Genomic DNA, 23,637 nt, shown 5'->3' on the forward strand with positions numbered 1-23,637 from the left:
AACTATTTTTATCTGACTATTTCTCTTATTTAGAATGATTGCTTGAATCACCTATATTTATCTATAAGTATAGCCTACGTGCAAGCTCCTTGCACCATATATCTCGGTGGATGTTTCTCCCAACCATCCGCAGTATTGGTTTACGCCCGTATAAACTCTTATGAAATCAATGCCGGCGAGTCTTACCTTATTTCCTTTTTTATCTACCGCCCAATCAATATCGAAAGAGCTCAACCGGTTTCCATCCTTATCTTCGGCAGCGTTGGGATGATTATCCGCATACCCCCAATCATACGCAACCTGTATGTAATAAGTTACGCCTCCGGATATGGTATAATAATTATCCGCCAACTTGGTTCCTTTGAAAGTTATCGTCTCTTTATCTATCCATTGCGGCCAGTAACTCTGATCGTGAAAAACATTTTTACTCACATATCCATGGTCATTCTGATTGCTATCCCATCTGATATAGGTTGTATCGGACAGATACGTGTCGGTTTTATGAGGTGTTGGGATTTTGTTGGGATCGGGCTTGAAATAAGTAATTTCATATTCCTTGATCGTCTCCTTTTTATAATATTCGCTGCCCGCAAGCTCATACCAGTCATCATCGGGTATCCCGTTCATATTGGCATCGAACGAGACCAACACGATTCCCGGTTCATTGCTGCCTCCATTGTCACCGGTGGTAGAATAAAATGAGTTTCCGTATACCTCAAAATCTCTCTGACCCTTTATGTTCATCACCGTATGGTCGAACCCAAAAGTTATGTAGCCCCCGTAAGCACCTAGGCTAACCCCGCTTGTATTTACACCCGTGAGGCTTTCCTCCGCTTTTAGGCGCATGGTCTCCTCCGTATCTCCCGGCTCGTATACGGGAATTTTATTGATAAACTGTCCGGGGGCGGGAACATATTCATACACTTTGTCAATACCCTCTTTATATTCTATTTGTTCCTCAACGACTACAAACGTGATCTCTTCCCTCATATAGTTGAGGGGATCGATAATTTCAAACCGCATCTTGTAAGTACCCGGTTTTTCCTTCAAGAATATGTAGTCCTTTTCTGTGGAAACCAAAGAATCACGTCCATCGGGTAAAATTTCCGTCCACATATATCCTTGGCCGGTAAATGCAGGGTTCAGCCACTCTTTCTGCATCCGGGGTAAGATATATAGATCTCTTAATCCAAGGCTTACCGTTGGTTCATCGGTCTGACACGCTGAAAAAAAGATTGTCAGAAAAAGGATTGTTCGTTTTAGTATCTTTTTTGTCTTTATCATTGCCATTCTTCGGTTACATTATAAAATGCCATATGTGCCGGTATGTCTCCAGTACGGACACTCCACCTTTTCCTGCCATCGGATCCATAGCAGTGTAAAACGCCGCTTGAGACATAGTTTTTGGCATCGGTAACAAATATTTCATTGGTTACCGGGTGAATGGCGATCCCATAGGGTATTTCAATTTCATTCTCCGTACCGTCGGTAATGAAGCTGTCACTCACCAGTTCCATCTTGTTTACATCAATGATCCCATAAGTAACGGTATTCTTTTGCGTTTCAAGATTGTATTCCACACTGTACACATAAAGGGAATCACCTTTGAGGGCCATATTGGTACATGGGATATCCATGGTTTTCTCCACTTCATAGGACCATGGACTTTTATCGGTCTTCTTCAGCACATAAAGATTAGAACCGATCGATTTATAATCACCCCGTGAGGAAACCCATATTTTACCGTTTTTATCCACTTTAAGCCTGTGCAGGTTTATGGCTACCGGTATTTGTGCTACTTGCTTGTTCCGGTTGATATCTATCACCGAAATCGTATTGTCATAGTTCGGCGCACGGTATCCCCCCGAATTGGCGACAAATATCAGCCCATCGCGTATTTCCAGTTCCTCGGGTTGAAATCCGACCAGTATTTTCGATACAATCCGGTTGGTTCTTAGATCTATCTTGTAAACAGCCCCTTGTGGCGCTGCCGGATCGATCCTCACCGGTGCCACATAAGACGATACGTAAGCATAATTGCCATAGAAACGGATATACCTGCAATTGGGGATTTCAAATTGCATGATCCTTATTCCTGTAGCCGCGTCCATCACTTCTACCTTGTGGGAACAATTGATAACCGCATATAATCTTCCCCGATATATTTGAATATCGTTACCGACATCACCCAGTTCTTTTACTACGGTAGGATTTTTCTCCGGATAAATATTCCTGTTGTAAATGCCGGTCCTGAAATCCACCACATCGATGCTCGCCTTGTTGCTTCCCATATTCCCTTCATTGAGCAGGTACATGCGGGCCGGGTTCACTTCGTGATTTTCAGGAATAGGCAATAAGTCGTACTCTGTGGGGAGCACCAGTTCAATATCCCTACACCCCATCAGGGGTAGCAGCACAATACAAACGATATATATAAAGCGTTTCATCCCTGTCAAATTTCTATACTCATTGATACACGATAATTCCGCAGCGGCATCGGGTAGTTTAGAATTACATCGTAATCCTGATTCAATACGTTGTTTACTTCACAGGAAATTTTTATCAGATTCTTCTTCAACTTCAAAACTTTTGCCAATGACAGGTCATTGGTGTACCACGGCTGTGTATGGTTATATCGGATATTTTCCTGTTGATTATATCTTTCACCCACATAGATGAAGCTGTAGTTGAAAGACCATCCTTTCCAATCGGCCCCCCCAATAAACGAGCCACTATGCCAGGGTATATAGGGGATTTGATCGCCATAGTAAGTATCGGCCGGATTGGTAAAATCTTGCGCCTTCTGGTAAGTATACTGCAACTTTGAGTTGATCGTCACTTCTCCTATCTGAAAGGTATTCATTGCCGAAACATCTATCCCCTTAATCTCCACTTCCCCCAAATTCAGCATAGTCCAACGGAACTGTTGCCCTTTGGGATAAGCGATAATTTTATCGGTCACCTCATTGTAGTATGCATCTACCTGTAAATTAAGATGGCGGTAAAACCCATGTTTGAAGTCTTTGGTATAGTTTATTCCTATATTGTACTGTGTCACATATTCCGGCTTCAAGTTGGCATTTCCCATATCCGTATAATACAAATCATTGAAGGTTGGCATCCTGAAGATCTTTTTGTAAAATGCCTGAATCCAGAGAGATTCATATCTCAAAATTCGGTATGATGAAAATAGCGCCGGTGTAAATTCACTTTTAGACGGTGGCTTGGCAAACCGTTCCACTGTTTCATTGATAAATGTGCCTAGCAAACTTGCCTGTGCCCTGAAGCGATCATGTTGATAGGAGGTTGCCAACGACGTCCAATGGGTGAATCGTTCCGGAAAAGGAAAATCCCTAAGGTTGGCTTCAAGCCGATTCCATTGGAAATCATACGAAGCGGAAATATCCCAGTTCTCCTTCAAGTTGTACACATTGGCGGAGGAAAGATAAATCTCTTTTTGCTTATACAGGTTGTCGATCGTTATCAGGCGGTAATCATTATTGATATAATGGGTCTGGTCTGCCGCATATTTGATATTAAGACGGGTTCTGTATCGTTTTGAAATATTCATCTCAGCTGAACCCTGGAGGAATGAATTTACATCCCAAATCCTTTCTCCATTACGCCATACGTTATTGACAATCGCACCGGGGACACCACGTTCCGAATTATAATTGTACGCGTGGATTTTCCACTTACCGTCATGGCTAGGCAGTTTTCCATCAAGACTTGCCTCTAAACGGGTCGCATTGATATCCCCATTTCTTCGAATAGCAATTGTATCGTATGCCACATCTCCCAACACATCCAGCCGACGGTAACGGAATTTATACCTGCCTGTGGCATTGGTCCACTCACCGTTAAAAGAAACGCTGAGATCATCATTGATTTTCTGCTCCATCAAAATAGCCGGATTGACAAGGCCGAATGAGCCTGTCCTGAGTGAAGCCCTGAAATTATGTGTCTTGCCATCTTCAAATTTTGGCACACGGGACTGCAGATAAATTGTTCCTGCAGATCCAAATTCCCGGGCAGATTGGAAAACATTACTTTTCTGCCCATTATATAGGGAAATTTCTTCAATATTGTCGAGAGAATATTTACCTAAATCGACCTGTCCGTTCTGCGCGTTTCCAAGCTGTATCCCGTTATAGAATACCCCCATATGGTTTGTTCCCATACTACGGATATTGATGGTCTTTAGTCCGGCTATTCCTCCATAATCTTTTAGTTGTACACCTGAAAAATAACGGATAGCATCTGCCACAGAGAGGGCATTTAAACGTTGAATATCCTGGAGTGTCATCACTTGGGCAGGAATGACATCCTTTTCAATTTTTTTCCCTATCACTATAATATCTTCAAGAAGAATATCTCCCGGTTGATATAAAGAGTCTGCAACTTCTCTTTCTCGAAGTAGTAAAAGGGAATCAACACCATTATTGATGATAGTGATTGATGATTTTGATTCCTGTGTATAAACATTGAGTGAAAAAAAGAGGTTTATAGCCAACATGACAACTGGCATATAAAAGATTTTTGGGGAAAATCTCAAAAATTGGATACAATACATCTTTAAACTAATTGAGTGTTGTCAAATAGCTTGCAGAAAATAAAAGTTTGAAGATAATTGATAAGAAACCTACAAATAACAGAAGCACCCAAACAAATTACAAAAACGAAAGATTTCTCAACGCGTCTTCAGCTCTACTCCCCGAAAGCTTAAGAACATGAAAAATTCCGGCAGGTCTTCTGACTTACTCCCGTGTCCGGACGCCTTCCCATCCCTTTTTATTGGAACAGTGGCATTGTGGTATTTGTCCGACACGTAAGCGGAGCTTACAGCAGCGGGTCTGTTCAGGATTTGCACCTGATTCCCTTTTCATCATTCATTTCGAAGCCGTTGAAGTGAATGACACCAAAATTCGACGCAAAGATAGTGTTTTTATTTTATATTTAGTTTGATAAATTTTAAAAAAAAGAGATCAGGCCTTCATTATGGCCTACCTTGATTTCATCCGACCGGGAATGCGGGATCGTCTGGCTACCCTGTCTCCATTAATCAACGGATAAGGCCTGTTAAATGCATCCTGTGACATTTTAAAATAGCCGGAGAGTTTCCGTATCGTATCTTTTGATAATCCTTTATGGTAATTCAATATTTTCGAAACGGTTCCTTTTGATAAATGTAGAATATCGGCCAAATCTTTTGCTTTTAGTGTATGTTCTTTCATCAAGGCCTTTAGCAACTTAACTGGATCCACGTCATTAAAGGTGGTATGCTCCTCATCCCATTTCTCAATTAAGAAAGAGAGAAATTCTATTTCATCTTCTGTTTTTTTCTCATTCAGGATAATCAATTCCTCCAGAATATTGCAATATTTATCGTATTGCCCCCGGTCTTTTATTACTGTATATTTTAATGTTTCCATTTTCAGCTACGGTTTCTTGCTCTCTAAATACCTGATCAATGCTTCGCTTTTCTCTTTTTCTAATTTTAGTTGCTCGATATCCAGCAGGAGGGAGGAAAGTTCAAAGGAATCGCTGACACCTTTCTTGGCGGCAGGGGTCATGGTGACAGTAATGGTACGGTTGCCGATAAACTGAAGGGAGACCGGCTGGTCACGGAAGGTATAGATAAAACTCGCAACCCCGTTTTCACTGTTTCCGCTATAACGGACAATCTCATAGGATTTATCAAGTGTATTAAACCGGTAATTGAGTCCATCGGAAGAGACAACAAGCGTTTCCGCAAAGTTGCCATCCCTGGTACTTACCTTTACCTTGTTATGCTTGATGGCGCTCCCGGAAAGTATACTTTCTATAAAGAGCACTCCTTTCTCACGCACACCGGAGCGGATACCATTTTGGTTTAAAGAGGATTGATAGGGGTAGGACTTGGGATAATAATCGCCGAACTCCTGGTACCGCTCATCCCGTATATAATCGAACCGGGTAAGCATCCCATTGAGTTCCGTATATTTTTCCCGAAGCATGGAATCACAATACACAATGTTTCTCCTGTTTTCAGCCATGCGTATTACCTGCATGAGCTCAAACCCGGCATTGATCTCATCAAAAGATTTAGGATAAAGAATTTTAATGCTGTCAATCTTCAACTTAGCCAAAGAGTAATTACCCTCCTGATACGCCTTTCCGGCATCGGAAAGATACTCCTTGGCTCCTTTATTTCCCGAACAGGAAATCAGGAGTAGTGAAGAGAGGAACAGCACTGTGGTTTTAGTAGAAAAACGCATTTCGATAATAGCATTTTATGCATGCGGGAGAATATCCCCCGACCTGTTTACACTTTACAAAATTACGAATATATTCCTTTTAAAGGCGGTTTTAAAGCACAATTATTGTAATTTTGCAATTCATAACAGATAATGGACTGTCATGTAGGCACTTTGGCTGTCCGTAAAACCATATATATAATGGAGATATCCCAGAAAGAGATACTGACACATTTAGATAAAAAGATATTCAGGTTGATTTCCGAAACTGCCGATGAGATGGCACTTGAGTGTTACCTTATCGGCGGTTATGTACGTGATTTTTTTCTTTACCGCCCCTCAAACGATATCGACATAGTGGCTGTCGGCCAGGGAATTGAATTGGCCAGGGCGGTAGCGGAAAAACTGGGAAAGAAAAGCAGAATTTCGATTTTCAAAAATTTTGGTACGGCACAAATAAAATACAAGGCGTATGAGATTGAATTTGTAGGTGCCAGAAAAGAGTCTTACCGGTTAGACTCCCGTAAGCCTATCGTGGAGGACGGTACCTTGGAGGACGACCAGAAACGGCGCGACTTCACTATCAATGCCATGGCCTTCTGCCTGAACGGAGACCGGTATGGAGAATTGTTAGACCCTTTTAACGGGATACAGGACCTGAAAGACCTGATTATCCGCACCCCGCTGGATCCGGATATCACTTTCAGCGACGATCCCTTGCGGATGATGCGTGCCGTCCGGTTTGCTTCCCAACTGGGGTTTGACATCTACCCCGATACATTCGATGCTATCTCACGAAACAAGGATCGTATAGGGATCCTCTCGATGGAACGCGTGACCGAAGAGCTGAATAAAATCATTTTGTCGCCCAAACCATCCATCGGATTTATACTGCTTGAAAAAACAGGCCTGCTCGATATCATCTTTCCTGAATTAACGGCATTGAAAGGAGCTGAGACCAAAGACGGGGTGGGGCATAAGGACAATTTTTACCATACACTCACGGTGCTGGATAATATCTCGCGGCAGACAGACAACCTCTGGCTACGCTGGTCGGCACTTCTTCATGACATAGCCAAGCCCGTGACCAAAAGGTGGGATGCCAAGCTGGGATGGACATTCCACAACCATAATTATATAGGTGAGAAGATGGTTCCCAGGATATTCAAGCGGTTGAAGTTGCCTCTGAATGAAAAGATGAAGTATGTCCAGAAGATGGTGTCACTCCATATGCGCCCCATGCAACTGGTAGAGGAGGAGGTGACCGATTCAGCCGTACGTCGCCTGCTTTTTGATGCCGGAGACGACATAGATGATCTGATGACTCTTTGCGAAGCGGATATTACATCGAAAAATCCTGAAAAGGTACGACGCTTCCTGAATAACTTCAAGATTGTGCGCCGAAAATTACAGGAAATCGAGGAGAAAGACCGGGTACGTAATTTCCAGCCTCCGGTGGATGGCAACGAGATCATGGAGATATTCGGCCTTCCGCAATGCAGGGAGATAGGTTTGCTGAAATCGGCCATCAAGGAGGCAATCCTGGAAGGGGAAATTCCCAACGAACGGGAAGCAGCATTCGGGTTTATGCTGAAGAAAGCGGAAGAGATGGGATTGAAAGTGAAAAATGAAAAGTGAAGAATGAAAAGTGAATTGTGAAATCCATGTTAGTGAAAAGACCTTAATATTTCACATTCACTCCTTTTTCTGCGATAATTTTTATTACTTTGCAGTTTATTTGGAAAAAGTGTCCTTTCTGCATTTTTGCACTCACTATCTGTAACTCGTATGACTGGCAAAAAAAAGGTGTCCGCAGCGCGGTTTTGGAACGCGAAGATCACGTCCACCATCAGTATTTCGTTAGTATTGGTGCTGCTGGGAATTACCATACTGATCCTTTTCATGGGGAACGGATTGTCCAGGTTTGTGAAGGAGAACATGAGTTTTAACGTGATGCTCTCTTCGGAGGTGACAGATGCCGGGATAACCAAGATCAGGAAAAATCTGGACGCACAGCCGTTTGTCAAATCATCACGGTTTATCAGCAAGGAGGAGGCCAAGGAACAACTCATCAAAGATCTGGGTGACGACCCGGAGGAACTGTTGGGATATAACCCGGCGCAGGACTGCATCGAAATCTTTCTCCATTCGGAATATGCCAACAGCGACAGCATCGCGGTTATCAGCAATATGATCCGGCAGAACACCAACGTCACGGACCTGCTCTACCAGCAGGAAGCCATCGATCTGATCAATGATAATCTATCGAAAGTGACAACGGTATTACTGATTCTTGCCGCCGTCCTGTTATTGATATCCTTCACACTCATCCGCAATACTATTCGTCTGAGTGTCTACTCGAAACGGTTCCTCATTAATACGATGAAACTGGTGGGCGCTACCGGCCGTTTCATTAGAAAGCCGTTCGTGGTAAATAATATTTTCACGGGCATTATCGCGGGGATTATTGCAGACCTGATTATCTTTGGCATCATTACCTATTTTGGCAGAGAGTATACTGAAATACAGTCTATTATCAGTTCAACGGAATTGATTATCATATTCTCAATCGTGATCCTGCTGGGAGTAATTATCTCCACTATAGCTACTGCCTTTGCAGTAAACAGATACGTAAAAATGAGGTCGGACCAGTTATATTATGTTTAAAAACTATCACACAATATGTCTCAAAAAAGTATTGCTTTAAGTAAAACGAACCTGATTATCTGTGGCATTGCCCTTCTTCTTATCATTGCCGGTTTTCTGTTAATGACAGGACCGGCCACCACCCTCGAAGGTGGGTTTGAATCCGATATTTTCAGCGCCAGACGCATAAAATTAGCCCCTATCGTTTGCCTTGCCGGTTTTGTACTGATGGTAGTTGGCATTCTCTATCCCTCGAAAGATAAAAGCAGTACGACCGGAAAATAATCCCATTGCCGGATACTGCAAAACAGAGTAACATGAGCATATTAGAAGCAATCATTATTGCCATCGTAGAGGGGCTCACAGAGTTCCTTCCCGTATCATCCACCGGACACATGATCATCACCCAGGCATTGCTGGGAATGGAGAGTTCCGATTTTGTAAAAGCATTTACGGTGATCATCCAGTTCGGTGCTATTTTATCGGTAGTAGTTCTCTACTGGAAACGGTTTTTCCGCCTGAACCCGATCGTTGTTTTTGACAAAGAAGCGGTGCATGGCATGTCTGCCGGGAAAAAAGGATGGACTTACCTTATCCGGTTCATCCACAAATTCGATTTCTACTGGAAACTATTTATTGCTGTCGTCCCGGCCGGTGTCATAGGATTACTCCTCGGCGACCAGATCGACGCGTTGCTGGAGAATGTCACTGTAGTGGCGGTGATGCTTGTGCTGGGCGGGATTTTTATGTTATTCGTGGACAAATGGTTCAACAAACCCTCTCAGGAACAGTCAATGGGATGGAGGAGGGCGCTTAAGATAGGCTTTTTCCAGTGTATCGCGATGATCCCCGGCGTATCTCGATCCATGGCTACCATCGTAGGGGGGATGACCACCGGACTCACCCGTAAGAATGCCGCCGAGTTCTCATTTTTTCTGGCCGTGCCTACCATGGCCGCAGCGGCAGGGTATAAGCTTTATCAATTGCTGAAAGATCCCATTAATGCCGCGATGTTGAAAGAGAACTCGCTGTTGCTCGTTATCGGGAATGTAGTAGCATTCGTAGTGGCGATTCTGGCCATCCGTTTTTTTATTGATTTTCTCACCCGCTACGGATTCAAGGCATTTGGGATATATCGCATTATCGTAGGCACCCTGTTGCTTGTATTGATTTTGTCGGGTGTAGGACTAAGTATGGTGTAAAAGACATGGATTTTATCGAAGGAGAAATTCTGTATATCGACAAACCGCTGCACTGGACTTCCTTCAGGGTGGTGGGCGTAGTGCGTGCCAAGTTATGCCGGAGATTAGGAATCAAGAAACTGAAGGTAGGACATGCGGGAACACTTGACCCGCTGGCAACAGGCGTGATGATTCTTTGTACCGGTAAGAAAACAAAGCTTATAGAGAGTTTACAAGCCGGGACAAAAGAATACATTGCACAGGTGCGGCTCGGGGCGACCACCCCTTCGTTCGATCTCGAAACGGCGGTTGATGCCGAATATCCTACTGTCCATATCTCCAGGGAAATGGTGGAGGAAGTGCTTCAGCGTTTCACAGGTACCATAGAACAGGTGCCACCCGTTTTTTCGGCGGTCAAGGTGGATGGAAAAAGAGCTTATGAATTGGCCAGAAAAAATAAAGATATTGAACTAAAACCCAAATTATTGGTTATAGATAATATCGAATTGATTTCTTATAATATGCCGGATATCACCATCCGTGTGGTATGTAGTAAGGGCACCTATATAAGAGCGTTGGCCAGGGATATCGGGACGGCGCTGCATACGGGTGCGCACCTTACCGGTTTACGGCGTACAAAAGTGGGGGATATAACAGTGGATGACTGTCTGACGATGGATGATATGGATCGGTTTTTAGAACAGATAAAATATAATTGATACAGGATTTTTTTAACTTATGAAGCTTTCTCAATTTAAATTCAATTTGCCGGAAGAGCTTATTGCGAAATACCCAGCGGCCCATCGTGATGAGTCCCGGTTACTGGTTGTCCATAAGAAATCGGATCAACTGGAACACAAAACCTTCAAAGAAATACTTGATTATTTCAATAAAGGAGATTTCTTTATTTTCAACGACACCAAGGTCTTCCCGGCACGGTTATTCGGAAACAAAGAGAAAACCGGTGCCAAGATAGAGGTATTTCTATTAAGGGAATTGAATCCCGACCAGCACCTGTGGGATGTGCTTGTCAATCCGGCACGTAAGATACGTATTGGCAACAAATTATATTTTGGAGAAAATGAAGAACTGGTGGCGGAGGTAATCGATAATACCACCTCACGAGGCCGTACATTGCGTTTTCTGTACGACGGGCCTTACGACGAATTCAAGAACCAGTTGTTTTCGATAGGGGAGACACCTATTCCGGAGTACCTGGAACGCAATGCCGAACCCGAGGATGTGGATAGATACCAGAATATATTCGCCCAGAAGGAGGGGGCAGTGGTGGCGCCTGCCGCCGGCCTGCATTTCAGCCGCGAGTTGATGAAAAGGATGGAGATCCGGGATATCGATTTCGGCTATCTCACTCTTCATAACGGATTGGGCGCATACCGCATGATCGACGTGGAGGACCTGACCAAGCATAAGATGGAATCGGAACAGATGATCATTAACGAGGAGTTGTGCGACAAGGTGAACAAGGCCAAAGACGAGGAGAGAAATATCTGTGCGGTCGGCACATCCGTGCTCCGCGCGGTAGAGACGACCGTCAGTACCGACGGACACCTGAAACCACGGGACGGGTGGACCAACAAGTTCATTTTTCCTCCCTATGATTTCACGCTTACAAACAGTCTGATCACCAATTTCCATCTGCCCTATTCCACATTATTGATGATGGCTTGCGCCTTCGGTGGCTACGAAAAGGTGATGAGTGCCTATGAAGTGGCTATCAAGGAGAAATATGCCTTCGGAGCATACGGCGATGCTATGCTGATTGTAGACTGATATGGCTGAAACGAATATAGTGTATTTAGCGTTGGGTTCCAATCTCGGGGATAAGCAAAAAAATATAGAAGAGGCTTTGGACAAGATAGAAGAGCGGATAGGGAATATTACTTCCCTTTCCGCTTTTCATTTGACAGCGCCGGTGGGATTTCAATCTGAGAATATATTTGTTAATTGTGTTTGCGAAGTAGCAACTAATATTGAAATACAAAGACTATTCGCAATTACACAAGATATTGAAAAAGAGATCGGAAGGACTGAAAAAAGCATAAACGGACAATATGCCGACAGGAGAATAGACATCGACCTAATATTAGCCGGGGATACCATAATCGACACGCCGGAACTGACCATTCCACATCCGCGCTTTCATACCCGTTCTTTCGTAGTTGAACCCCTATACGAAATTGCACCCGACGTTATTCACCCGGTATTGGGGAAAAGTATCCGTGAAATAAGAGAGGGGTTGGGCGTATAGAGATAGAGTGGGAGACGAAGAGACGGGGGAGACGAAGAGACGGGGGATGGGGAGGATGTAAGAATAGTGATTTTCTGGTGGAATAGTCGAAAAAAAGTGCCATATTTGTAGTACGAAACATTAGAAAGGAGATAAAAGCCATGGCCATCTTCAGCAAAGGTTACGATCATTTTTTAGGTTATGCCCTCAGTGGAGGCGGAGCCAAAGGATTTGCACATTTAGGGGCATTGAAAGTGTTGGAAAAATGCGGACTGAAACCCGATGTGATCGCGGGTACCAGTGCAGGAGCGCTCGCCGGCGTTTTTTATGCCGACGGCTACCATCCCGATGAGATCGTGGAGCTCTTCCACAAAAAAGAATTCCGTGAGTTTGTTGAACTCACCTTACCCACTACCGGTTTTTTCAAAAGCACCGGATTACATAATTTTCTGAAGAAAAATCTCAGGGCGAAAAGTTTTGAGGAACTCCAAATACCTTTCCATGTGGTCACCACAGACTGGGACCGGGCTACCACTGTCACTTTCTCCAATGGAGATGATCTGGTGGACGCGGTAGTTGCCTCCTGCTCCGTTCCCATCATCTTCCATCCCCAGATGATCCATGATGTGCCTTATGTGGATGGAGGATTGCTGAAAAATTTCCCTGTTTCGGTCATCCGGAAAAAATGCAAGTATGTAATTGGGGTGAATGTATCGCTGATCCTGCCGGCTCCGGAAAAAAATAATATCCGCAGGATGCTGGAACGTACTTTTAATTTGATGTCCAATTCCAATACGCTCATCGATAAAGCATATTGCGATATACTCATCGAGACCCAGGGGATTGAAAGATATTCCATGTTCGACCTGCAAAACCAGCTAAAGATCATGGAGGCTGGATACCATTATAGCGTGGTGAAAATGAGTGAAAAGGAATCGTGGGAAATAGTTAGAAAATGTCACAGGCACTATGCTTTGACCAAAAAAGTACACGGGTACCTTCAAAAGCTCAGGGAACAGAATGATGTGCTACAACCAAAGACAGCAGGTATCACCAAAAACCCAAACATCCCATGAACCAGAAACTGTTTATCTACCAGTTATTGCCCAGGTTATTCGGCAATAGTATATCCACCAATAAAATCAATGGCTCCCTTGAAGAGAACGGAACAGGAAAATTCAATGATATCTCCGATACCGTTTTACAAAAGATAAAAGCAAGCGGTTATACCCATGTCTGGTATATCGGGGTATTGGCGCATGCTTCTACCTCCAATTATACGGCCTACGGGCTGCCGGCCGAATATCCGGAGATCATCAAAGGAAAAGCAGGATCACCGTATGCGGTAAGGGATTATTATGACGTGGACCCCGACCTCGCAGTAGATGTTCCGGGCAGGATGGTGGAATTCGAGGCATTGATCCGGCGTACACATGCTGCCGGCCTGAAGGTGATCATCGATAATATACCTAACCACGTAGCGAGAAATTACCACTCCGTTTGCAAACCGGAAGGAGTAAAAGACTTTGGAGAAGGAGATAATACCTCACAGGCATTCTCACCCCGAAACAACTTCTACTATATCCCCGGTCAGGCATTAGAGATAGAATCCCCCCTAAAAAGGACAACCGGACCGGCATACAATGAAATTCCCGCGAAAGCTACAGGTAATGACTGTTTTTCGCACAAGCCCACCCGGTTCGACTGGTATGAAACGGTGAAACTCAACTATGGGGTGGACTACCTGAACGGGAAACAAGGTCATTTTAATCCCATCCCCGATACATGGGTAAAGATGAGGAATATACTCCTTTACTGGGCAGAAAAGGATGTGGATGGCTTCCGGTGCGATATGGCCGAGATGGTGCCGCTGGCATTCTGGCGGTGGGCAATTCCACAGGTAAAGGATAAATTCCCGGGGATTATATTCCTGGCAGAGATATATAATCCATCGGCATACCGCAATTTTCTAGCGGATAACACCTTCGACTATCTTTACGATAAAGTGGGACTATATGATACGTTGCGCGATGTCTCCTGCGGTTACAGGCCTTCTTCCGATATCACCTTCGCTTTAAATGATGTAGGTGATATTCAGCACAGGATGCTCAACTTCATGGAGAATCATGATGAACAACGGGTAGCATCCGACTTTTTCATGAAAGAGGGAACTAAAGGAAAGGCCGCCATGATCGTTTCCTGTTGCGTGGGTACCAATCCGGTGATGGTGTATGCCGGACAGGAACTGGGCGAAAAAGGAATGGACGAAGAGGGCTTTAGCGGGAGGGACGGACGCACCACTATCTTCGACTATTGGTCGGTGGATACCTTGCGGCGATGGAATAACAACGGGCTATGGGATAAGTCACAACTCACCGGGGAAGAGAAGGAATTGCAGGAATTCTACCGTCGGCTGATCACGCTTTGCAACGGAGAAGCAGCCCTTGCAGACGGGCTTTTCTACGATCTCATGCCGGCCAATTATGACAACCAGGAATTCGACTCCACCCGTCTGTTTGCTTTTTTCAGAGGTGATAAAAAAGATCTACTGCTGGTGGTAGCTAATTTTGATAACAGGGTGCGGGAATGTACCATCCAAATTCCGGAGCATGCTTTCACATTCTTTGAAATTGCTGACACCGGAAAAGGAATGCTGAAGCCCCTGCTTCATGTAGAAAATAAAGAGTTATCCTTCTCATCTGGTTTTCCATTCCGGATTTCACTTGATCCTTATTCCGGAGAAATCTACAGGATTGTCTATTAGAGTGGAAAGAGCGGATATAGCAGGCTAGGCTGTTTATCATTGTTTTTTAATAGGGCTTACAGTTCGTTTCGGCTTACTCGAAACCCAATTGAGGCTGTTTGTTGTTGTCGGTTTTTATGGAGGATATACTACTTTTTCTACATTATTTTTCGTACTTTTGCCGGTGCTTTCAGTATTCAGATTTTAGAGAGAAGAAAATACATCAAGATCCAAATAATTATTTTTCAGAAAACTATCTATAATAATGCAGGAGAAACCATTTAAAATCTTTTCGGGTACCAAGTCACGTTACTTTGCAGAAAAGGTATGTAACAGTTTGTGTTGCCCGCTGGGTAACATGATCATTGAACACTTTGCCGACGGGGAGTTTGCCGTTTCGTATGAAGAGTCGATTCGTGGAAAGCAGGTGTTCCTTATTCAATCCACTTTCCCCAATTCCGACAATCTGATGGAGCTGTTACTGATGATTGATGCGGCAAAACGTGCATCAGCCAAATCCATCGTGGCGGTAATTCCTTATTTTGGATGGGCCAGACAGGATAGAAAAGACAAGCCCCGTGTGAGCATAGGGGCAAAACTGATTGCCGATATGCTGGCCGCCGCCGGGATCAGTCGATTGATTACCATGGACCTGCATGCCGATCAGATCCAGGGCTTTTTTAATGTACCCGTGGATCACCTTTATGCCTCCGGCGTCTTCATTGAGCATATCAAACAACTCGACCTGAGCAATATGGTGATCGCTACTCCCGATGTGGGCGGTACCAAACGTGCCAGCGCCTACTCCAAATTTCTTGGTTGCCCGATGGTGATCTGTTATAAACTCAGGAAGAAAGCCAACGAAATATCGGATATGCAGATTATCGGTGATGTACAAGGTATGGATGTACTGCTTATCGACGATATTGTAGATACTGCCGGTACCATCACCAAGGCGGCCGACCTGATCATGGAAAACGGGGCCAATTCGGTGAGGGCGATTGCCAGCCACGCTGTGATGTCTGATCCCGCTTCAATGAGAGTGGACCAGTCGAAACTGACAGAGATCATATTTACCGACAGCATCCCTTATTCCCAAAAATCGGAAAAAGTAAAAATCCTTTCCGTCGCCGACATGTTTGCCGACTCCATTATGCGGGTATGCAACAACGAATCCATCAGTTCGCTGTACATAGTATAAAATAGTAGGTATTTTTTCCACACATTTGCTGAAATCCCCCAATCGGAGGCGTGCATATCTACCAAAGTATCTATATTTGGGGAAGAATCACCTAATATTAACTTATAAATTATTTATATGGCTTACAAAATTGAAGAAATTGAAGGAATTGGCTCCGTTTACGGAGAGAAGTTGAGGGCAGCCGGTATCATCAGTCCGGAAGGATTACTTGGGAAATGTGCTGCCAAATCCGGTCGTGCCGCATTGGCCAAAGACACAGGTATCAATGAGAAATTAATCTTGAAATGGACCAATCACGCGGACCTTTTCCGTATTAACGGTGTCGGCCCGCAATTTTCAGAACTGTTGGAAGCTGCCGGGGTAGATACGGTAAAAGAGCTTCGCAACCGGAAGGCTGAAAACCTGTATGCTAAAATACAGGAAGTAAACGAAGCGAAAAAACTGGTTCGTCGTCTGCCATCACCGGACCAACTCGCCGGTATGATTGAAGAGGCCGGAAAAATAGAGCCAAAAATGACTTATTAATTCGAAAAAGAATAGAGGAAAACGGCTGAGAGATCGGCCGTTTTTTTTATATTTAAATTTAAAGGCCGTATTTCCTTTTGATGGCTTGCAACAACCCTTCGCAGGCATCCTCCAGCAGGTCGAGTACGAGTTCGAACCCCGACGTGCCACCGTAATAAGGATCGGGAACATGATCATGATGCGTGTACTGTCGTGAGAATTCCGTCATCATATGGATCTTATCTGTCTGTTCCTTGCCCGTTGCCAATGACCTTACGGTAGAGAAATTCTGCCTGTCCATCACGAGGATATAATCGAAATCATCGAAATCGGACTTCCTGAATTTACGGGCGGGACTATCGAAATTATAACCTCTTCTTTCACCATGAAGCCGCATACGCTCATCAGGAAGTTCACCTTCATGCCATCCCGACGTGCCGGCAGAATCCACTTCAATTATATCCTGAAGGTCGTGCTTCTTCACAACAGTTGCCATAATGCCTTCGGCAGCCGGTGAACGGCAGATATTCCCCAGACAAACAAAAAGCAGGCGTATCTTTTTTTTCTTTCCCTCTGTAGAAGCCATCATTATTTTTAAAGCAGATTTTTTATAACCTTAACAATATCCGCAAAGATAATGGAATTTTAGTGAAGTACAAAAAATATATTTCTGATTATTTGATTATCTTTGTGTCTATGGATCAAAATCCGAATCTACATAATCAACCTGTTGCTCAAGATCTATCCATTGCCGTATCTGAAAAAGAGGTCAAACTGGAGATCAAAAAAAACAGAATCATACGTGCCCTGTACATCATTGGGGGTACTATCTCGCTCGTACTCGCTATTTTAGGGATTGTGCTGCCGGGGCTTCCGGTAACTCCCCTGGCACTGTTATCGGCTTTCCTGTATGCCAAAAGCTCACCCAGACTATACAACTGGCTGTTGAACAATAAAATATTAGGACCCCGTATCAGGAATTATCAACGTCGGAAAGGGATTACCCGCAGAGGAAAACTGGGTGTAATAGCTTTTATGTCGATCATGGTACTGTTTTCTTCATTCGTGATAATGGGTCCGGGCACAATCAGATGGGTGATCCTTGCCCTTGGATTTATCGGCTGTATCGTGGTGGTATTCTTTGTACCCAATGCGAAAAGTGATTAAGTGGTTAAGTGCCTAAGTGGTTAATTCCTCAGGTAGGCGAAGTAATACTTTTTTATCTTTTTCGATAGCAACTCTATATTAAGCATATCCGAGGCTTTGGAAATATCTTTTACCTCACCGTTCTTATAGATTATATCGATACTGTCGTCTTCTTCACTATACATATCTGTCGTCAGGATATCCGATGAGATGAAATAGGCTGCTTCATAAGCTGTAATACCGAATTTTTTCATGTACGACGTTATATAAGCTGACACCTTTTCTTCACCGCTTTTTCCTTCAGTAATCTCAATTTTAAACAGTTTCCGGTTGACCATGCCATCGCTTAATACCGACAGGACCGTGTCGGGATGGGAACTCCATACTTTCAGTGCAGACCAGATATCATTATCGTCCAGATTGACAAAATGGAGCAATGCTTTTCCATTGTTTTCAAAATCGGCTTTTGTAGTCTCTTGCGACAAAAAAAAGGAGAGGGCAGGGGAGGCGAACAGCGTCTCGCCATTCATGGACAACTCCTTTGCACGCCGGAGCACGTTGATCATCATCTTCTCCGCCGCCACTGCCGTTTTATGCAGGTAGACCTGCCAGTACATCAGCCGTCTAGACATCAGGAAGTTCTCGATGGAATAAATCCCTTTGGATTCGATCACCAGCTTATCGTCTTTCACATCGAGCATTTTAATAATACGGGCAGAACCGATATTACCCTCCACCACACCGGTGAAAAAACTGTCCCGTCGTAAATAATCGAGCCGGTCTACGTCCAATTGTCCGCTCACCAGCCGGTGAAGAAACCGTTTGGGATAGCTATCCTTAAAAATATCGATAGCCATTTGCAAGCGCCCGTGCCATTCCTTGTTCATCTGCTCCATCAGCAGCAGCGAAATGGTTTCATGATGCACATTGGTGACCAGGGCACGTTCCAGTACATGCGAAAAAGGACCATGGCCTATATCATGCAGCAGGATGGCAGCCAATGCCGCGTCAGTCTCCTCCCTCGATATATCATGTCCTTTTTCTTTCAATGTCCTGAGTGCTTCATCCATCAGGAACATTGCCCCGATGGAGTGGAGGAAGCGGGTATGTTGCGCGCCGGGATATACGAATGGGGCCAATCCCAGTTGCCGGATACGGTTAAGCCTTTGCACGAAAGGATGTTGAATGATTTTATATATGAAATCATTCGGGATATTGATAAATCCGAAAACCGGATCATTGATTATTTTCCGCTTCTGAGACATATGTATATTACTTCTGTTATTGTCTGTTTTTCCTCAAATATAACATCTAAGAACCAATTTTTTGCTATCTTTATTGTATAAATTTTCATTATAATTATATAAGGTTGATATTTAGTCGTTTAAAAAATTGTCCATCAGAATGATATGTTACAAAATGACATGTAATTGAACAACGAAAACGTTCACTAAAGTTAGTCGTTTTCTCGCAATGCCATAATCCAAGCGAGTTTGTCTTCTGCTCTTGTTGCTTAACGAAAACGTTCGGTATTGTTTTTTTATGCTTCAGCAATCAAAATAGCTGTTTGGGTATAGCTCCTTTGCGAATTCACTCCGTTGTAATATTACTTTGCAGTTTTGTATCATAATCTTTATTCAATGGAATTTCAAAAAATCAATTTGTCCCGGATTTATGACGGAAAATGAATAGTCATGTTTTTTCATTCGGATATAACACCTATTTACTATATTTTACCGGCAATCGGCTTCATTGTCGGTTTGTTTGGCACAATGCTGGGTGGAGGGGGAGGCTTTATTTTTCTGCCTGTACTGACACTCCTGCTGCATGTGCCTGCTTCCATTGCCGTAACGACCTCCCTGGTGGCTACTTTGCCCATTTGCATAGTGGGGGTGTTGGGGCATGTCAAGGGTAGAAACATCGCTTTTAATATTGTACCGGTTTTCTTGCTAATGGGCATTGCCGGCACTTTTTCCGGCGCCGCGATTGCCGGCTGGATCAGCAGTGAAAGGCTAAAAGCCGCGTTTGGGATCTATGCCGTCCTTATCGCGGGTAATATTCTTCATGACACCTGGAAAAGGAAGGAAAAAGATCAAACAGCGCGAAAACAGCGGGGATGGACAAAAACGATAAAAGGGTCGTTTTTCGGCCTGATGGCCGGATTGATTACCGGCGTCTTTGGCGCCAGCGGAACAGCGCCTGTCCTGGCCGGCCTGTTTTCCATGGATATCCCGTTGAAGAGGGTGATCGGCACATCCCTTCTGGTTGTCCTGGTCAATACCGTATTTGCGGTGGGCGCCCATGCGCTGGTCGGGCAAATCGACCTGACACTGGTATATTTTCTTACCGCCGGATCGGCACTGGGAGCAATTCTCGGCCCGATGCTGCTGTCGAAAGCCAACGTCGGCGGTTCGGAAAATAAAATCAGATATGGCTATGCGGCGGTAATGGTTGCAATAGGGGTTTTAATGATCATCAAATAAATCAAATAAAATATGATTTGGAATATTTACCTGATTATACTGACTTATTTTCTTCTGGGAGGGATCGGTTTTTATCTTATCAACCGTAAAAAAGATCCGTTGGTCGCCCGCAAAAGCTATACCAAGTTCATCGTTTACTTTTTCATTGTGAACGGTTTGTTTTTCAGCATCACCATAGAGCCTGTCGTTTTCCGGTATCTGGCTATGGTAATCACTGGCGTGGGTATGGTAGAACTGATTCGCTTGTTCAAAATATCAGGGTATAGCCGAAAGAGTTTTTTTGCCACATCGGTAGTAATTTTTATACTTTTGGCACTGGGCTTCTGCTTTTTTGCCACACTCAATAAAAACTTGATATTGTTCACGTTCCTCGTCCTTTCCATCTTTGACGCCTTTAGCCAGATAACCGGCCAGTTATGGGGTAAAAAGAAAATCTTGCCGCATATCAGTCCGAATAAAACCTTGGGTGGACTGGTAGGCGGCGCATGTGTGGCATTGGCCAGCGCACTCCTATTGCGTAAGCTGCTGGGGGTTTCTCCCGTGAGTTTATTATTCCTCTCTGCAGGGATCATTCTTTTTGCTTTCCTTGGAGATGTGGCAGCCTCTTATTATAAAAGAAAGTACGAAGTGAAGAATTTCAATGACCTGATACCGGGACATGGCGGTTTTCTCGACCGTTTCGACAGCCTGATCGCCGGTGGCGCATGGGTCGCGTTATACAGTCAATTGGCAGATATTTAAATAAGAAAGTATGGTAAATATAGTTGCAGTAGCATTTTTTTATTTGATAGGCGTAGCCACTTTTCTCATTATCAATGAGTTAATATATAGAAGGTTGGGTGTGCAAGGTGAGTTCACCCGCAAGTTTGCCCATTTCTCCGTGGCATTGGCGACCCTGCCTTTTCCCTATATCTTTCCTTCCCATTGGTACGTTCTCGTGCTGGCCCTTGTTTTCGCGTTATTTTTGTTTGCCACGTGGCACAGCAGGCATTTAGGCTCCATTCACTCCATTGAACGGAAATCATGGGGCAGTTACCTGTTACCCCTTTCCATTTATCTCACCTTCCTGGTATCGGATCTTGCAGGAAACAAATTCCTTTATATATTGCCCATGTTGATCCTGGCGGTCTGTGACCCGCTGGCGGCCATACTGGGCATGAATATCAAAAAAATGAACGGTCAGATAAAAATATTCGGGAAACCTATCCAGAAAACATGGATAGGATCGGGTGCATTTTTCATTTTAAGTTTCCTGATCAGTATTATTGCCCTGTATCTTCACCTGACCGTGTTGGATCTGAAAACTTTTTGGCTGGCCTTCGCGGTGGCGACAGCCGGCACACTTGCCGAACTTGTTTCATGGCGGGGAGTCGATAACCTTACAATCCCTTTCGGTGTGTTATTGGTATTGCTCCTTTTTCTATAAAAAAGATCACAATAAGAATAGTAAACAAATATATGTCCAAAATGAAAAGAGTAGTTATAAATGGGGCGAACGGTTATGTCGCGTCCCATTTTATATTGGAGTTGTTAGAGAGGAATTATGAGGTAATTGCCCTGATCAGGAAAAATGGCGAATGTTCGCCTGAAGAGCGAATGAACAAGGTGTTGATGGAAATTACCGACGGTCGCTACCGTCCCTCCCAAAACCTGAAAATATATCCCTATTCGTTGGTAGAGGAAGATTGTGCTATTTCACCCAAACATCTGAAAGAGATTTTCAGCACGGAGACAGATTATTTTCACTTTGCCGCCAGTCTGAAATATGACGCTAAATCGAAAAAGGAGATATTCAGGACCAATATTACCGGTCTGGAAAATTCTATCGGCATGTTCAGTCGCCATGCACTCCCCGGTTCCCGTTTTTTCATGATCAGCACCGCCTATTCCTGCGGAAGGAACGGCGGGTACTTTAGGGAAGTATTTTATGAGAATAATGAAGATATAACAGGATTCAGGAATTATTACGAACAGTCGAAAAGATTTGCAGAGAATGTAGTCGAAAGGCATATCAGGGAGAATCAGTTACCGGGACATGTGATCCGGTTGTCGCAGGTAGTAGGGGATAGCCGCACGGGGGTGACCAAAACCGATTACGGCATTTTCGATTTTGCCCGCCGGGTTTACAACATGTCGCACCGGCATCCCAACCAGACCATACGTATCAAGATCGATCCGGAGGCAACCCAAAACCTGATCGCGATCAATACGGTGGTAGATTATCTCGTCTGTATGACCGAAACCGCCGCATTGCCGACAATCGTGAATATGGTTTCCAAAAAGGCTGTCCGGAGCGGCTATATCATCGAAAGCCTGAACCGGCTGCTGCCTATCCGGCTTATTCCGGACAACACCGTAGACCCGGCCGACATGGATGTCTATGAACGCATCATGTCCATCGGAATGTCCTTTACCGGTGCTTATGCCCAGCACAATCTCGCATTTGACACGACCAACCTCGACAGCCTCTCCGCCGTATCCTATCCGGACGAAACAGCGGTGTTCCGGATGCTGGAATACTTTATAGGAAGCTTATCAAAGAACGGTGCCTATGCTTCTGTGGTAGGATAAAAGTGGTTAAGTGATTAGGTGGTTAGGTGGTTAGGTGGTTAGGTGTTAAAAAATAATGTAAAAAAAATAGAAAAAAATTAGAATAACCGTATGAAAAAATTGTTGTGGAAAGGAGAAAATATACTGAATGTACCGAATGCGCTGAGCCTGTATCGCCTGCTGGCGTTTCCGCTTATCCTTTATTTTGCGCTGACCGGGCAGGAGAAATGGTACACCATTTTCCTGTGTATCAGCCTTATAAGTGATATCCTGGACGGTAACATCGCACGTTACTATAAGTTACAAACCAAATTTGGGGCAGCACTCGACAATCTGGCGGATGTCTGTACCTATTTCATGGCATTCCTGGGAATTTTCCTGTTCAAGTGGGAGGACATAGCACCGCATGCCTGGATATTATACCTGTTTCTCTTTATTTTTATTGTCAGTTACCTGGTCTCATTTATCCGTTTCGGAAAAATCCCCGGACTTCATCTCTACTCGGCTGTCTCGGCAGGGTATCTTCAGGGAACTTTCTTTTTCGTGTTATTCGTTTTCGGATTTTATCCCTGGTTTTATTATCTGGTGCTCATTTGGGGAATTCTTGCCTATACTGAAAAGATACTCATACTTTTGCGGCTCGATGATATAAGGAGCGGAGTAAAAGGGCTTTACTGGCTGATAAAGAGCGAAAAGTAA

At 44.1% G+C, this 23,637-nt stretch carries 24 protein-coding genes and 1 riboswitch; of the genes, 17 read left to right on the plus strand and 7 right to left on the minus strand.

Annotation, left to right across the window (positions count from 1 at the left end; all coding sequences use genetic code 11):
* Window positions 1-57: 57 nt before the first annotated feature.
* The 5 genes from ABV001_RS08655 to ABV001_RS08675 form a co-directional block, all read right to left on the minus strand.
* Window positions 58-1,284: a cell surface protein gene (locus ABV001_RS08655; protein WP_352422427.1), complete on the minus strand. Its 1,227-nt coding sequence runs from the start codon at window positions 1,282-1,284 to the stop codon at window positions 58-60.
* Window positions 1,281-2,447, minus strand: a complete 1,167-nt coding sequence (locus ABV001_RS08660; protein WP_352422428.1) for a YncE family protein — start codon at window positions 2,445-2,447, stop codon at window positions 1,281-1,283. The genes ABV001_RS08655 and ABV001_RS08660 overlap by 4 nt, the downstream gene beginning before the upstream one ends.
* Window positions 2,448-2,452: 5 nt before the next feature.
* A complete protein-coding gene (locus tag ABV001_RS08665; protein WP_352422429.1) occupies window positions 2,453-4,528 on the minus strand; it encodes a TonB-dependent receptor in 2,076 nt (691 codons plus the stop codon).
* A gap of 197 nt (window positions 4,529-4,725) precedes the next feature.
* Window positions 4,726-4,938, minus strand: a riboswitch (cobalamin riboswitch).
* Between the two features lie 65 nt (window positions 4,939-5,003).
* Window positions 5,004-5,432: a helix-turn-helix domain-containing protein gene (locus tag ABV001_RS08670; protein ID WP_352422430.1), complete on the minus strand. Its 429-nt coding sequence runs from the start codon at window positions 5,430-5,432 to the stop codon at window positions 5,004-5,006.
* 6 nt (window positions 5,433-5,438) lie between these two features.
* Window positions 5,439-6,257 (minus strand): hypothetical protein, encoded by an 819-nt coding sequence (locus ABV001_RS08675; RefSeq protein ID WP_352422431.1) that lies wholly within the window; start codon window positions 6,255-6,257, stop codon window positions 5,439-5,441.
* A gap of 180 nt (window positions 6,258-6,437) precedes the next feature.
* On the opposite strand from ABV001_RS08675, the gene ABV001_RS08680 reads away from it, so the two are divergent.
* The 11 genes from ABV001_RS08680 to ABV001_RS08730 all read left to right on the plus strand — a co-directional run bounded on the left by ABV001_RS08680 (window position 6,438) and on the right by ABV001_RS08730 (window position 16,780).
* On the plus strand, window positions 6,438-7,874 hold the full coding sequence (locus ABV001_RS08680; protein ID WP_352422510.1) for a CCA tRNA nucleotidyltransferase: 1,437 nt from the start codon (window positions 6,438-6,440) through the stop codon (window positions 7,872-7,874).
* Window positions 7,875-8,024: 150 nt separating this feature from the next.
* A complete protein-coding gene (locus tag ABV001_RS08685) occupies window positions 8,025-8,903 on the plus strand; it encodes a cell division protein FtsX (RefSeq protein WP_352422432.1) in 879 nt (292 codons plus the stop codon).
* Between the two features lie 15 nt (window positions 8,904-8,918).
* Window positions 8,919-9,167 carry a DUF3098 domain-containing protein gene (locus tag ABV001_RS08690; RefSeq protein WP_323425802.1) on the plus strand — a complete coding sequence of 83 codons (249 nt, stop codon included), beginning with the start codon at window positions 8,919-8,921 and terminating at the stop codon, window positions 9,165-9,167.
* Between the two features lie 32 nt (window positions 9,168-9,199).
* Window positions 9,200-10,084 carry an undecaprenyl-diphosphate phosphatase gene (locus ABV001_RS08695; protein WP_352422433.1) on the plus strand — a complete coding sequence of 295 codons (885 nt, stop codon included), beginning with the start codon at window positions 9,200-9,202 and terminating at the stop codon, window positions 10,082-10,084.
* Between the two features lie 5 nt (window positions 10,085-10,089).
* On the plus strand, window positions 10,090-10,782 hold the full coding sequence (gene truB, locus ABV001_RS08700) for a tRNA pseudouridine(55) synthase TruB (protein ID WP_352422434.1): 693 nt from the start codon (window positions 10,090-10,092) through the stop codon (window positions 10,780-10,782).
* A 19-nt stretch (window positions 10,783-10,801) separates the two neighbouring features.
* On the plus strand, window positions 10,802-11,854 hold the full coding sequence (queA, locus tag ABV001_RS08705; protein ID WP_352422435.1) for a tRNA preQ1(34) S-adenosylmethionine ribosyltransferase-isomerase QueA: 1,053 nt from the start codon (window positions 10,802-10,804) through the stop codon (window positions 11,852-11,854).
* A 1-nt stretch (window position 11,855) separates the two neighbouring features.
* A complete protein-coding gene (gene folK / locus ABV001_RS08710) occupies window positions 11,856-12,332 on the plus strand; it encodes a 2-amino-4-hydroxy-6-hydroxymethyldihydropteridine diphosphokinase (protein WP_352422436.1) in 477 nt (158 codons plus the stop codon).
* Between the two features lie 140 nt (window positions 12,333-12,472).
* Window positions 12,473-13,387, plus strand: a complete 915-nt coding sequence (locus tag ABV001_RS08715) for a patatin-like phospholipase family protein (RefSeq protein ID WP_352422437.1) — start codon at window positions 12,473-12,475, stop codon at window positions 13,385-13,387.
* Window positions 13,384-15,075, plus strand: a complete 1,692-nt coding sequence (locus tag ABV001_RS08720; RefSeq protein WP_352422438.1) for an alpha-amylase family protein — start codon at window positions 13,384-13,386, stop codon at window positions 15,073-15,075. The genes ABV001_RS08715 and ABV001_RS08720 overlap by 4 nt, the downstream gene beginning before the upstream one ends.
* Window positions 15,076-15,319: 244 nt before the next feature.
* Window positions 15,320-16,255: a ribose-phosphate pyrophosphokinase gene (locus ABV001_RS08725; RefSeq protein WP_352422439.1), complete on the plus strand. Its 936-nt coding sequence runs from the start codon at window positions 15,320-15,322 to the stop codon at window positions 16,253-16,255.
* Between the two features lie 117 nt (window positions 16,256-16,372).
* Window positions 16,373-16,780 carry a DUF4332 domain-containing protein gene (locus ABV001_RS08730; RefSeq protein ID WP_352422440.1) on the plus strand — a complete coding sequence of 136 codons (408 nt, stop codon included), beginning with the start codon at window positions 16,373-16,375 and terminating at the stop codon, window positions 16,778-16,780.
* 58 nt (window positions 16,781-16,838) lie between these two features.
* On the opposite strand, the gene ABV001_RS08735 is transcribed toward ABV001_RS08730, so the two are convergent.
* Window positions 16,839-17,348 carry a low molecular weight protein-tyrosine-phosphatase gene (locus ABV001_RS08735; RefSeq protein WP_352422441.1) on the minus strand — a complete coding sequence of 170 codons (510 nt, stop codon included), beginning with the start codon at window positions 17,346-17,348 and terminating at the stop codon, window positions 16,839-16,841.
* Window positions 17,349-17,455: 107 nt separating this feature from the next.
* On the opposite strand from ABV001_RS08735, the gene ABV001_RS08740 reads away from it, so the two are divergent.
* Complete coding sequence (locus tag ABV001_RS08740; protein WP_352422442.1) at window positions 17,456-17,926, plus strand: YbaN family protein; 471 nt, start codon at window positions 17,456-17,458, stop codon at window positions 17,924-17,926.
* A 20-nt stretch (window positions 17,927-17,946) separates the two neighbouring features.
* Here ABV001_RS08740 and ABV001_RS08745 read toward each other — a convergent pair whose 3' ends face one another.
* Window positions 17,947-19,170 carry an HD domain-containing protein gene (locus tag ABV001_RS08745; RefSeq protein WP_352422443.1) on the minus strand — a complete coding sequence of 408 codons (1,224 nt, stop codon included), beginning with the start codon at window positions 19,168-19,170 and terminating at the stop codon, window positions 17,947-17,949.
* 429 nt (window positions 19,171-19,599) lie between these two features.
* Here ABV001_RS08745 and ABV001_RS08750 point away from each other — a divergent pair, with 429 nt between their 5' ends.
* From ABV001_RS08750 to ABV001_RS08770, 5 genes are all read left to right on the plus strand, one after another.
* Window positions 19,600-20,388 (plus strand): sulfite exporter TauE/SafE family protein, encoded by a 789-nt coding sequence (locus ABV001_RS08750; protein WP_352422444.1) that lies wholly within the window; start codon window positions 19,600-19,602, stop codon window positions 20,386-20,388.
* Between the two features lie 12 nt (window positions 20,389-20,400).
* The gene (locus ABV001_RS08755; RefSeq protein WP_352422445.1) at window positions 20,401-21,129 is read left to right on the plus strand and encodes a phosphatidate cytidylyltransferase; all 729 of its coding nucleotides are present in this window, start codon (window positions 20,401-20,403) and stop codon (window positions 21,127-21,129) included.
* A 10-nt stretch (window positions 21,130-21,139) separates the two neighbouring features.
* Window positions 21,140-21,814 carry a hypothetical protein gene (locus tag ABV001_RS08760; protein ID WP_352422446.1) on the plus strand — a complete coding sequence of 225 codons (675 nt, stop codon included), beginning with the start codon at window positions 21,140-21,142 and terminating at the stop codon, window positions 21,812-21,814.
* Window positions 21,815-21,855: 41 nt separating this feature from the next.
* Window positions 21,856-22,959 (plus strand): SDR family oxidoreductase, encoded by a 1,104-nt coding sequence (locus ABV001_RS08765; protein WP_352422447.1) that lies wholly within the window; start codon window positions 21,856-21,858, stop codon window positions 22,957-22,959.
* A 90-nt stretch (window positions 22,960-23,049) separates the two neighbouring features.
* The gene (locus ABV001_RS08770; RefSeq protein ID WP_352422448.1) at window positions 23,050-23,637 is read left to right on the plus strand and encodes a CDP-alcohol phosphatidyltransferase family protein; all 588 of its coding nucleotides are present in this window, start codon (window positions 23,050-23,052) and stop codon (window positions 23,635-23,637) included.

The sequence above is a fragment of the Proteiniphilum sp. genome (genome assembly GCF_040307845.1).
In the GTDB taxonomy this organism is placed as follows: domain Bacteria; phylum Bacteroidota; class Bacteroidia; order Bacteroidales; family Dysgonomonadaceae; genus Proteiniphilum.